A 10,183-nucleotide genomic window follows, 5' to 3' on the forward strand; every position below is an offset into this window, starting at 1 on the left:
CGAGCATGACCCTCGACGCCGCCCGCCTTCAGCCGATGGCAAACGCCATCCGTGCGCTCTCAATGGACGCGGTGCAGGCCGCAAATTCGGGACACCCCGGTATGCCGATGGGCATGGCGGATGTCGCGACCGTGCTGTTCGACCGGCATCTGAAATTCGATCCGGGCCGCCCCGACTGGGCAGACCGCGACCGTTTCGTTCTGTCGGCAGGTCACGGCTCGATGCTGATCTATTCGCTGCTCCACCTGTCGGGCTACGCACGTCCGACGATGGAGGAGATCGCCAATTTCCGCCAGCTGGGCAGCCCTTGTGCGGGCCACCCGGAAAACTTCCTCATCGAAGGCATCGAATGCACCACCGGCCCGCTTGGTCAGGGGCTCGCTATGGCGGTTGGCATGGCCATGGCCGAACGGCACCTTAATGCGAATTTCGGTGACGATCTTGTCGACCATCGCACCTGGGTGGTCGCGGGCGACGGTTGTCTTATGGAAGGGATCAACCACGAAGCAATCGGACTTGCCGGGCACCTGAACCTGGGCCGACTGATCGTGCTGTGGGACGACAACGCGATCACCATCGACGGTGCGACGGACCTTTCCACCAGCGAGAACGTCAAGGCCCGCTACGAAGCGACCGGTTGGCATGTCGTGTCGTGCGACGGCCACGATTTCGACGATATTGAGCGCGCACTCGAAGAAGCCAAGGCCGATCCACGCCCCTCGCTGGTAGCGTGCAAGACCATCATCGGAAAGGGCGCTCCGAACAAACAGGGCACCAGCGCCACGCATGGCGCACCGCTCGGCCCGGACGAAGTGGCCGCTGCGCGCGATATGCTTGGCTGGGAAGCGGAGCCTTTCAAGGTGCCGCAGGAAATCCTCGTCGATTGGCGCAAGACCGCCGAGCGCGGTCGCCATGAACACGGCGAATGGGAGCGGCGACTGAGCGAATCGCCCGAACGCGATGCTTTCGATAGCCAGCTGGCGGGCGTTGCCGAGGCGGTCGATACAGCCATCCAGCAACATATCCGCACGCTCGCCGCAGAGCCGCAAAAGGCCGCGACCCGCAAGGCAAGCGAGATGGCCCTTGGCCCCCTCACGGAAAGCTTGCCGCAGATGATCGGTGGTTCGGCAGACCTCACGGGCTCGAACAACACCAAGACGCCATCGACCCTGCCGATGAGCGCGGACGATTATTCGGGCCGCTACGTCTATTACGGTATTCGCGAGTTCGGAATGGCTGCCGCGATGAACGGCATGGCGTTGCATGGCGGCGTTGTGCCTTATGGCGGGACGTTCCTGATCTTTTCGGACTATTGCCGCAACGCAATCCGCCTTTCCGCGCTCCAGAAAACGCAGGCGATCTATGTCATGACCCATGACAGCATCGGCCTTGGCGAAGATGGTCCGACGCACCAGCCGGTCGAACAGGTGATGAGCCTGCGCCTGATACCGAACCTCTACACCTTCCGCCCGTGCGACACGATCGAAACGGCGGAGTGCTGGGCGCTTGCGTTGAAGGCAGAGGAAACGCCGTCAGTGCTGGCCCTGACGCGGCAAGGTCTCCCGCAATTGCGCGGCGAGGGTGATGAACAATGGACGGGCGAGGCGAACCGCTGCGCCAAGGGCGGCTATCGCCTTCGCAGCGCAGGCGCGGATCGCCGTGTCGTGATCGTCGCCAGCGGCAGCGAAGTCGCGCTCGCGATGGAATGCGCTGATCAGCTTGAAGAGGCAGGCGTCGGGGTGGATGTCGTCTCCATGCCGTGCACCGAGCTCTTCGATGCGCAGGATGAAGCCTACAAGGCCGACCTGTTGCCTCACGACACGCTGATCGTTTCGATTGAGGCGGGTTCGACCCTCGGCTGGGAGCGCTACACAGGTCGCGGCGGTCTCAATATCGGCATGGAAAGCTTCGGCGCTTCGGCTCCGGCGGGCGATCTGTTTGCCCATTTCGGTTTCACGGCGGGCGCAATCGTCCCCCAAATTCAGAACAAATTGAACAACTAAGCAGGAGTTTCTCACATGGCCACCAAAGTCGCCATCAACGGTTTCGGCCGTATTGGACGCCTTGTCGCACGCGCAATCCTTGAGCGTGACGATCACGACCTTGAGCTCGTTTCGATCAACGACCTTGCAGATACAAAGTCGAACGCGCTGCTGTTCCAATACGATTCCACCCATGGCCGTTTCCCCGGCACGGTCGAAGTCGCTGCCAAGGATGATGGGGGCGGCGCAATGGTCGTGAACGGCAAGAGCATCGCGGTCACGTCTGAGCGAGATCCGGGTAATCTCCCGCATGGCGACCAGGGCGTCGACATCGTGCTGGAATGCACCGGCTTCTTCCAGAGCCACGAGGCCGCTGAACCCCACCTCAAAGCGGGCGCAAAGCGGGTGCTTATCTCGGCACCCGCCAAGAACGTGTCGGCCACCATCGTTTACGGCGTAAACCACGAGACGTTGACTGCCGAGGACGTGATCGTCTCGAACGCAAGCTGCACCACCAACTGCCTGTCGCCCGTTGCCAAGGTGCTGAACGACACGGTCGGGATCGAGCGCGGTTTCATGACCACGATCCACTCCTACACCAACGATCAGCGTATGCTGGACCAGATGCACTCGGACATGCGCCGTGCGCGCGGCGGGGCGCAGAACATGATTCCGACCACCACCGGCGCAGCCCGCGCGGTCGGTCTGGTCCTGCCCGAACTCGCCGGCAAGCTCGACGGATCGAGCGTGCGCGTGCCCACGCCCAATGTCAGCCTCGTCGACCTCGTCTTCACGCCGGGCCGCGACACCAGCGCCGATGAGCTGAATGAAGCTCTCAAGGCAGCTGCCGAAGGTCCGATGAAGGGCGTTCTCGAATACACCGACCAGCCGCTGGTCTCGAGCGACTTCAACCACCAGCCCGCCAGCTCGACTGTCGACAGCCTCGAAACCAGCGTGATGGAAGGCAAGCTTGCCCGCGTGGTCAGCTGGTACGACAACGAATGGGGCTTCTCGAACCGCATGATCGACACTGCGGGCGTGATGGCAAAGTTTCTCTGATTGAAACGAACTGACGGGATGAGCGCGATATGACGGCATTCAAGACGCTCGATGATCTTGGTGACGTGACCGGCAAGGTCGCGCTCGTCCGGGTCGATTTGAACCTTCCGATGAAGGATGGTTCGGCCACCGACCTGACCCGTGTGGAAGCGGTGAAGCAGACCATTCTCGAACTCGCCGACAAGGGCGCGAAAGTGCTCTTGCTCGCGCATTTCGGGCGTCCCAAGGGTCAGCGTTCGAGCGTGCTTTCGACCAGCATGGTCGTGGGCGATGTCGAAAAGGTGCTCGATAAGGAGCTGATGTTCATTCCCGAGGTCCACGGACCTGTCGTGGCGCAGAGCATCGGTATCCTGCGCGATGGCGATATTGGCCTTCTCGACAACACCCGCTTTTGGCCGGGCGAGGAGGGCAATGACCCCAACTTCGCGCAAGCCATCGCGGTGCATGGCGATTTCTATGTGAACGACGCCTTCTCCACCGCGCACCGCGCCCATGCGAGCACGGAAGGCATAACGCATTTCCTGCCCTCCTATGCGGGCCGCGCGATGGAGAAGGAACTCAAGGCGCTCGACGCGGCGCTGGGCGATCCCGAAGCGCCGGTTGCGGCGGTCGTCGGCGGGGCGAAGGTCTCGACCAAGCTTGCCGTGCTGGAAAATCTGGTTGGCCGCGTCCAGCATCTCATCATCGGCGGCGGCATGGCGAACACGTTTCTCGCCGCGCGCGGCGTCGATGTGGGCAAGTCGCTGTGCGAGCATGACCTGACGGACACCGCTTCGAAAATCATGGATGAGGCCGACCACGCAGGCTGCACCGTGCACCTGCCTTACGACGTGGTCGTCGCCAAGGAATTTGCCGCAAACCCGCCAAGCCTTCGCACCTGCAACGTCCACGAGGTTGCTAGCGACGAAATGATCCTCGACATCGGCCCTCAGGCGACCGAGGCGCTTGCCGATGTGCTCAAGACCTGCCGAACGCTGGTCTGGAACGGGCCGCTTGGCGCATTTGAGACCGAGCCTTTCGATACCGCCACCGTTGCGCTTGCACGCCATGCGGCTGCGCTCACTCAGGAAGGATCGCTCACCAGTGTCGCTGGTGGAGGCGACACCGTTGCTGCGCTCGCCCAGGCTGGTGTGACCGATGACGTGACCTACCTGTCGACGGCAGGCGGCGCGTTCCTCGAATGGATGGAAGGCAAGCAGCTGCCGGGCGTTGCTGCGCTTGAACGTGCCGATGGCTGAAGTTCAGGACAGCATCGAGGTCCTCGAAAATCGCCTGATGCGCGCGTGGCTGCATCAGTCGGCTGGAGAAATCAGAAACCTCGTGCAGGCCGATTGCCTAATGATGTTCGGCACCGCGCCGCCGGTATTGCTGGACCGGCCCAGCTTCATCGCAGGGCTTGAACGGGGCCTTCGATGCGACGCGTTCCGTTTTCACGAAGTCACCGCGCGCGCTTACGGCAAGACGGCGTGGTTCACCGGCCATGCGGAACTTGATCTGTCGATCGGAGCCCGGCGTTGGACCGGAAACTTCCTGATTACCGATCTGTGGCGCAAGGGTACGGTCCGGCGGCGCTGGAAACTCGCGGAGCGCAGCATTGCGCCGGCGGAGAACAACAGCCAGCTCTCCGACGCTATCCTCGCCCTGCAATTGTGGCGCTGATGCGGTAAGGGGCACGCATATGGCAGAAACACGGCATCTCTTCTCGACCCCCTTCGTCATCGACACGCTGCGCAGTGCAGAAGGTATCTCGCATCTCAAGAACCTCATCATCGCGGAAAAAGCGCGCGATGAGGACGGGGTGCAAATCTCCAATATCGGCGGCTGGCATTCGAACACGAAGATGCTCGAATGGGGCGGCGAAGCGGCGCGCGCGCTGGCTCTGAAGGCCATGGATATGGCCGATGCGGCGATGATCAATGTCGGCGCGGATCAGGGCCGCGAATATGGCTGGGTTCCGGAGATGTGGGCCAATGTGTCGACCAGGGGCAACGCCAACCAGTATCACACCCATCCCGGCAGCTTCTGGTCTGCGGTTGCCTATATCGACGATGGGTATGAAGGTGACCCCGACGCAGGGCTTGGCGGCGAACTCCAGCTTCTCGATCCGCGCATGCCGATGGTGCGAATGACCGTGCCGGACCTGCGCTTTAAGGATGTGGATGGCGGATTGCAGAACAATGAGCCGATGGTTCGCCCGCATACCGGCCTGATCGTGATGTTCCCCAGCTGGCTGCAACATTCCGTGCGCGCTTTTTATGGGAACGGCACGCGCATTTCGATCGCGATCAACCTTATCGCTGGTCCCAAGGCGCGCGGCGGGAACTGATCGATGAGCGAAGGTATTCAGGGAACCGAAGCCTATGGCAGCGCCGTCCTCAATGGAGAGGGCGAATTTGCCGGTTGGCACCATTGGAACAGCGACCCGTTCGAGACCCGCTCCGGCCCGTTCTTCATGAAGCGCGAGGAGGATGGATCGTTCGTTTCCGCATTCCGCGCAGAGGATCGCCACATGAACGGGGCAGGCTTCATGCATGGCGGGTGCCTTATGACCTTTGCCGATTTCGCGCTGTTCGCCATCGCGACGGATGAGCTTTCTGGCAGCAATGGCGTGACGATGAACCTCTCGGGCGACTTTCTCGGCTCGGCTGGACCCGGCGCGCTTATGGAAGCGCGCGGCGAAGTGACGCGGGGCGGGGGGAAGACGATTTTCGTACGCGGGATGATCACCGCCGACAGCCATCCGGTTTTCAGCTTCACAGGGATTATCCGCAAGTTCACAAAGCGCTGAATTCGGGCTGTTGCGGCTCGTGCGAGCGAGCGTTAAGGCCCGCTAGAAACAGCACAAAACAACCAGCAGGAAAGGCGCCCTCACGCCATGAACACTCAGGAAATGACTGCCAAGATCGCCACTGGCGAAGGCTTTATCGCAGCGCTCGATCAGTCGGGCGGCTCCACTCCCAAGGCGCTGCGTGGATATGGCGTGGAGGACACGGAATGGTCAGGCGACGAGGAAATGTTCGCCCGCATTCACGCCATGCGTTCGCGCGTAATCACGTCCCCCTGCTTTTCCAGCGGCAAGGTCATCGGCGCGATCCTGTTCGAAAGGACGATGGACGGCGAGGTGGACGGCAAGCCGACTGCCGATGCGCTGAAAGAGCGCGGGATCGTCCCGTTCATCAAGGTCGATCAGGGCCTGATGGACGAAGCCAATGGCGTTCAGATGATGAAGCCGATGGACAAGCTTCCCGCGTTGCTCGAAAAATCGGTAGCGAAAGGCATGTTCGGCACCAAGATGCGCTCGGTCATCAAGTCGGCTGACGCGGAAGGCATCGCTGCTGTCGTCGCCCAGCAATTCTCGGTCGGCTACCAGATCGCGGAAGCGGGCCTTATGCCGATGCTTGAGCCGGAATATGACATCAACGCCGATGACCGTGCCGAAGGTGAGGACATCCTGCTGGCCGAAATCCAGAAGGGCCTCGATGCGCTTCCCGAAGGGCGTCAGGTCATGCTCAAGCTGTCGATCCCCAAGCGCCCCGGCCATTACACCACTCTGACCGAGCACCCCAAGGTGCTGCGCGTCGTTGCGCTTTCGGGCGGCTATTCGACCGATGATGCCTGCGACCAGCTCGCCAAGAATCCGGGCATGATTGCAAGCTTCAGCCGCGGCCTGTTGCAGGATTTGCGCAAGGATCAGTCGGATGACGAATTCAACTCCGCACTGAGCGGAGCGATCGACAAGATCCAGAAAGCCAGCGTGCTGGTCTGACCCGTGTCAGGGCCGGGGCAAAGGCGCTGGCCCGGTTCGAGTGCGAGTACGAGGCGGCGCGGGTATGAACTCGATATCGAGCGCATATTCGCGCAGATGAAGCGCGCCGCGCTCACGTGGGCGCGTGCCCGGATCGCGCAGGACGAGAAATCCGCCCGGAGCCGCAACCGGCTGTCCCAGCCGCAGCACGATCTCATAGGGAAGGCCGCGCTCTCGCACGATCACTGAGACGCGCATGTCTTCGGGCCGAAAACAGAAGCGCGCATCGGCGCAGCGCTGGTCACGCACGACGCCGAACGGTGTCACTTGAAGCGGTCCGACCTGAGCTTCCTGGAAAAAGGCCACATCGTCGGCCCGTGAAACCTGTGCCTGCGCGGGTGCGCTGCTGAAGGCGAGGGCGCCAAGCGCGACAAATGCAAGACGTGAGAGAACTGGTTTGAACCGCATCGAAGTGGGTCTCCTTTAACGTTTCGTATACCATGGTTTCGTGCGCGCGACGGACAGCAAAATCGGCCTGTGCCGCTGGTGGACAGTTAGCCGGATTGGCGCAGGCACAATCAGACGCTATCAGGCGCCGCATGACTGACGTATCCACCCAGCTTTACCTGATTTCGCCCGCGCAAGTGGACGGTGACTTTCCCACACGGCTCGAACGCGCGCTTGAGGCAGGAAAGGGTCTCGTCACGGCGTTCCAGTTTCGCGTGAAGGGTGTCGATCAGCATGAGGCGGCGCGGCTTGCAGAGCCGCTGATGGCGATTTGTGCTCGCCACGAGGTCGCGTTCATCGTCAACGATTCGGTTCCGCTCGCGAACCGGCTGAAGGCCGACGGCGTGCATTTGGGGCAGGATGACGGCGATCCGAAAGAAGCGCGCGAAGTGCTTGGCCGCGATGCTCAGATCGGCGTGACTTGCCACGCCTCAAGGCACCTCGCGATGGAAGCTGGCGAGGCTGGTGCTGACTATGTCGCATTCGGGGCGTTTTACGAAAGCACCACCAAAGACAAGGGCGATGCGCAGCGCCCGACGCCCGGCATTATCGAATGGTGGGTGAAGATATTTGAAATCCCGGTCGTCGCGATCGGAGGGATTACACCGGACAATTGCGCGCCGCTGGTCAAAGCGGGTGCGGACTTCCTGGCAGTATCGGGCAGCGTCTGGAACGGGGACGAGGCCGCCGCCGTCAAAGCCTTCGCAGAAGCGATCGAAGCGGCCTAGCGGCGATCCTGGGTCCTGGTGCACAGCAGGGTGCTGCGCTTTCCTTCGTTGTCGAGCTTACGCAACTGATTGTCGCCCACGCGCAGAAAACGCTCGCCCTTTTTGGGGCCGCGAGTGAAGGTCAGTTCATCCCCGCGCATGATGTATGTCCCATCGCCGTCCATGCTGAAATAGCGCGACGCGGTGGATATGCGGAAATTCTCCGCTTCGACTTCGACATAGGCCCCTGCACCGGCATCGCCGGGCAGCGCGCATTGATAGTCGCCAAGCGGCATCGTGCGCAGCATACCGCCCGATGGAAGCGGCGCGGCCTCGGTCGCTGGTGGTGCGTTGTCCTGACGCCCGGTCGCGGGCACGGACGCGGCGACGATCACCGCGGTCGCGGTCAGGATAAGGACATGAGAGGTTTTCATGGTTTAGCGTGATCCCTTTGAGCGCATGTCTTACCATCGCGCAGCGCGCTTTACCACGCGATTAACCATAGGAAACCGCGCCTTGATCGCGGGGAGCAGGGGCGCGCTTGCCGAGTCTGGCGCAAGCGGCTATTGGCGCGCTTTGATTTCCGGCAGCGCCTGCCCATATGCGCTCGCGCCTCCCACCTACAAAAGAGTTATTCCCATGAAGATCAGCGGCGTCGACATTCGTCCCGGCAACATCCTCGAATATGAAGGCGGCATCTGGAAAGTCGCTAAGATTCAGCACACCCAGCCCGGCAAGGGCGGTGCCTACATGCAGGTCGAAATGAAGAACCTGCAGGATGGCCGCAAAACCAACGTGCGCTTCCGCAGCGCCGATACGGTCGAGAAGGTGCGCCTCGATACGCAGGAATACCAGTTCCTTTACGAAGACGGCGACATGCTCGTCTTCATGGACACGGGCACCTACGAGCAGATCAACCTGCCCAACGACCTCCTTGGCGATGCGCGCCCGTTCCTTCAGGACGGGATGCAGGTGCAGCTTGAGCTGTGGGAAGAAAAGCCGATCTCGGTCGAACTGCCCGCGCAGATCGAAGCGGAAATCGTCGAAGCCGATGCGGTGGTGAAGGGGCAGACGGCCTCCTCCAGCTACAAGCCCGCCGTGCTCGACAACGGCGTTCGTATCATGGTCCCGCCGCACATCGAAAGCGGCACGCGGATCATCGTCGACGTTTACGAGCAATCCTATGTCGGGAAGGCCGGCTAACTTCTCATGAGCATGTTTTCAGGTCTTATCCGCGTCATGGAACGCGCCGCGCGCAAGGCGGGCGGCCGTTTGCGGCGCGATTTCGGCGAAGTCGAACACCTGCAGGTGAGCCGCAAGGGCCCTGCCGACTTCGTATCCAAAGCCGACATGCGTGCCGAACGCACGCTGTATGACGAACTCCGCGCGGCGCGTCCGGGCTGGGGCTTCGTTCTGGAAGAGGCGGGCATCATCGAAGGCGATGAAGGCAAGCCGCGCTGGATCATCGACCCGCTCGACGGGACGTCCAACTTCCTTCACGGCATTCCGCATTTCGCGATCAGCATTGCGGTGCAGGAACCAAGGCTTGACGGCAAAGGCTGGGGCGAAGTGACTGCTGGCGTGGTCTATGACGTCATTCAGGACGCGACCTACTGGGCGGAGAAAACGCGCGGCGCATGGCTTCAGGATGCGCGTCTGCGGGTTTCCTCGCGGCGTGGACTGTCCGACGCGCTGGTTGCGACCGGCATCCCGTTTCAGGGTCATGGCGACTTCGCCGAGTGGAGCCGCATTTTCGGCGCAATCGGTCCTGAAGTCGCCGGTATCCGACGCTTTGGCACAGCCTCGCTCGATCTTGCCTATGTCGCGCAAGGGCGTTTCGACGGGTTCTGGGAAAGCGGTCTCAACGACTGGGATACTGCTGCCGGATGCCTGCTGGTGCGCGAAGCGGGCGGCTTTGTCAGCGACTTCCGCGGCCGTTCGGAACCGATCCACTCGAAGCAGGTCCTCGCTGCCAACGACACCCTGCATTCAAAGCTGCACAAGATCCTCGCGGGAAGCTTGCGTTAATTTTTTGTGCACCCCCATCCGGGGTGCGTTTTCCTCGCTCTTGCGACCTGAAGGCCGCGTCGCTGCGGGCGGGCAGTCGCCCTTGCGGCGTCCCGCGCGGTTTCCAGTGCTTGCCAGCTTCGTCGCACCTCGCTAACAGCCCGCATTCCGCGAAA

The 10,183-nt window shown here is 61.9% G+C and carries 12 protein-coding genes; 10 read left to right on the plus strand and 2 right to left on the minus strand.

Annotated features, from left to right (window positions below; translation table 11 throughout):
* The first annotated feature begins 5 nt into the window (after positions 1–5).
* The 7 genes from tkt to CD351_RS09165 all read left to right on the plus strand — a co-directional run bounded on the left by tkt (position 6) and on the right by CD351_RS09165 (position 6,807).
* The gene (gene tkt, locus CD351_RS09135; RefSeq protein WP_111992367.1) at positions 6–2,003 is read left to right on the plus strand and encodes a transketolase; all 1,998 of its coding nucleotides are present in this window, start codon (positions 6–8) and stop codon (positions 2,001–2,003) included.
* 15 nt (positions 2,004–2,018) lie between these two features.
* A complete protein-coding gene (gene gap, locus CD351_RS09140; RefSeq protein WP_111992368.1) occupies positions 2,019–3,041 on the plus strand; it encodes a type I glyceraldehyde-3-phosphate dehydrogenase in 1,023 nt (340 codons plus the stop codon).
* A gap of 29 nt (positions 3,042–3,070) precedes the next feature.
* On the plus strand, positions 3,071–4,279 hold the full coding sequence (pgk, locus tag CD351_RS09145; protein ID WP_111992369.1) for a phosphoglycerate kinase: 1,209 nt from the start codon (positions 3,071–3,073) through the stop codon (positions 4,277–4,279).
* Positions 4,272–4,700, plus strand: coding sequence for a nuclear transport factor 2 family protein (locus CD351_RS09150; protein ID WP_111992370.1), 429 nt, complete (start codon positions 4,272–4,274; stop codon positions 4,698–4,700). Before pgk ends, CD351_RS09150 begins: the two co-directional genes overlap by 8 nt.
* A 19-nt stretch (positions 4,701–4,719) precedes the next feature.
* A complete protein-coding gene (locus CD351_RS09155; protein WP_111992371.1) occupies positions 4,720–5,367 on the plus strand; it encodes a TIGR02466 family protein in 648 nt (215 codons plus the stop codon).
* Between the two features lie 3 nt (positions 5,368–5,370).
* The gene (locus tag CD351_RS09160) at positions 5,371–5,829 is read left to right on the plus strand and encodes a PaaI family thioesterase (protein WP_111992372.1); all 459 of its coding nucleotides are present in this window, start codon (positions 5,371–5,373) and stop codon (positions 5,827–5,829) included.
* 87 nt (positions 5,830–5,916) lie between these two features.
* Positions 5,917–6,807, plus strand: coding sequence for a fructose bisphosphate aldolase (locus tag CD351_RS09165; RefSeq protein WP_111992373.1), 891 nt, complete (start codon positions 5,917–5,919; stop codon positions 6,805–6,807).
* A gap of 6 nt (positions 6,808–6,813) precedes the next feature.
* Here CD351_RS09165 and CD351_RS09170 read toward each other — a convergent pair whose 3' ends face one another.
* Positions 6,814–7,254 carry a hypothetical protein gene (locus CD351_RS09170; protein WP_111992374.1) on the minus strand — a complete coding sequence of 147 codons (441 nt, stop codon included), beginning with the start codon at positions 7,252–7,254 and terminating at the stop codon, positions 6,814–6,816.
* Between the two features lie 131 nt (positions 7,255–7,385).
* Between CD351_RS09170 and thiE the strand changes: the two genes are divergently transcribed.
* The gene (gene thiE / locus CD351_RS09175; protein WP_111992375.1) at positions 7,386–8,021 is read left to right on the plus strand and encodes a thiamine phosphate synthase; all 636 of its coding nucleotides are present in this window, start codon (positions 7,386–7,388) and stop codon (positions 8,019–8,021) included.
* On the opposite strand, the gene CD351_RS09180 is transcribed toward thiE, so the two are convergent.
* Positions 8,018–8,434, minus strand: coding sequence for an elongation factor P (locus CD351_RS09180; protein WP_111992376.1), 417 nt, complete (start codon positions 8,432–8,434; stop codon positions 8,018–8,020). The genes thiE and CD351_RS09180 overlap by 4 nt on opposite strands.
* A gap of 205 nt (positions 8,435–8,639) precedes the next feature.
* On the opposite strand from CD351_RS09180, the gene efp reads away from it, so the two are divergent.
* Positions 8,640–9,203, plus strand: a complete 564-nt coding sequence (gene efp / locus CD351_RS09185; RefSeq protein WP_111993681.1) for an elongation factor P — start codon at positions 8,640–8,642, stop codon at positions 9,201–9,203.
* Between the two features lie 6 nt (positions 9,204–9,209).
* Positions 9,210–10,028: an inositol monophosphatase family protein gene (locus CD351_RS09190; RefSeq protein ID WP_111992377.1), complete on the plus strand. Its 819-nt coding sequence runs from the start codon at positions 9,210–9,212 to the stop codon at positions 10,026–10,028.
* The last annotated feature ends 155 nt before the right edge of the window (positions 10,029–10,183 follow it).

Source organism: Erythrobacter sp. KY5, assembly GCF_003264115.1.
Taxonomy (GTDB): Bacteria; Pseudomonadota; Alphaproteobacteria; order Sphingomonadales; family Sphingomonadaceae; genus Erythrobacter.

Excerpts from the sequence above, each read along its gene's own strand:
- tkt (WP_111992367.1), top strand. The coding sequence starts at position 6 with ATGACCCTCGACGCCGCCCGCCTTCAGCCGATGGCAAACGCCATCCGT.
- CD351_RS09165 (WP_111992373.1), top strand. The coding sequence starts at position 5,917 with ATGAACACTCAGGAAATGACTGCCAAGATCGCCACTGGCGAAGGCTTT.
- CD351_RS09155 (WP_111992371.1), top strand. The coding sequence starts at position 4,720 with ATGGCAGAAACACGGCATCTCTTCTCGACCCCCTTCGTCATCGACACG.
- gap (WP_111992368.1), top strand. The coding sequence starts at position 2,019 with ATGGCCACCAAAGTCGCCATCAACGGTTTCGGCCGTATTGGACGCCTT.
- CD351_RS09180 (WP_111992376.1), bottom strand. The coding sequence starts at position 8,434 with ATGAAAACCTCTCATGTCCTTATCCTGACCGCGACCGCGGTGATCGTC.
- thiE (WP_111992375.1), top strand. The coding sequence starts at position 7,386 with ATGACTGACGTATCCACCCAGCTTTACCTGATTTCGCCCGCGCAAGTG.
- CD351_RS09150 (WP_111992370.1), top strand. The coding sequence starts at position 4,272 with ATGGCTGAAGTTCAGGACAGCATCGAGGTCCTCGAAAATCGCCTGATG.
- CD351_RS09160 (WP_111992372.1), top strand. The coding sequence starts at position 5,371 with ATGAGCGAAGGTATTCAGGGAACCGAAGCCTATGGCAGCGCCGTCCTC.
- CD351_RS09170 (WP_111992374.1), bottom strand. The coding sequence starts at position 7,254 with ATGCGGTTCAAACCAGTTCTCTCACGTCTTGCATTTGTCGCGCTTGGC.
- efp (WP_111993681.1), top strand. The coding sequence starts at position 8,640 with ATGAAGATCAGCGGCGTCGACATTCGTCCCGGCAACATCCTCGAATAT.
- CD351_RS09190 (WP_111992377.1), top strand. The coding sequence starts at position 9,210 with ATGAGCATGTTTTCAGGTCTTATCCGCGTCATGGAACGCGCCGCGCGC.
- pgk (WP_111992369.1), top strand. The coding sequence starts at position 3,071 with ATGACGGCATTCAAGACGCTCGATGATCTTGGTGACGTGACCGGCAAG.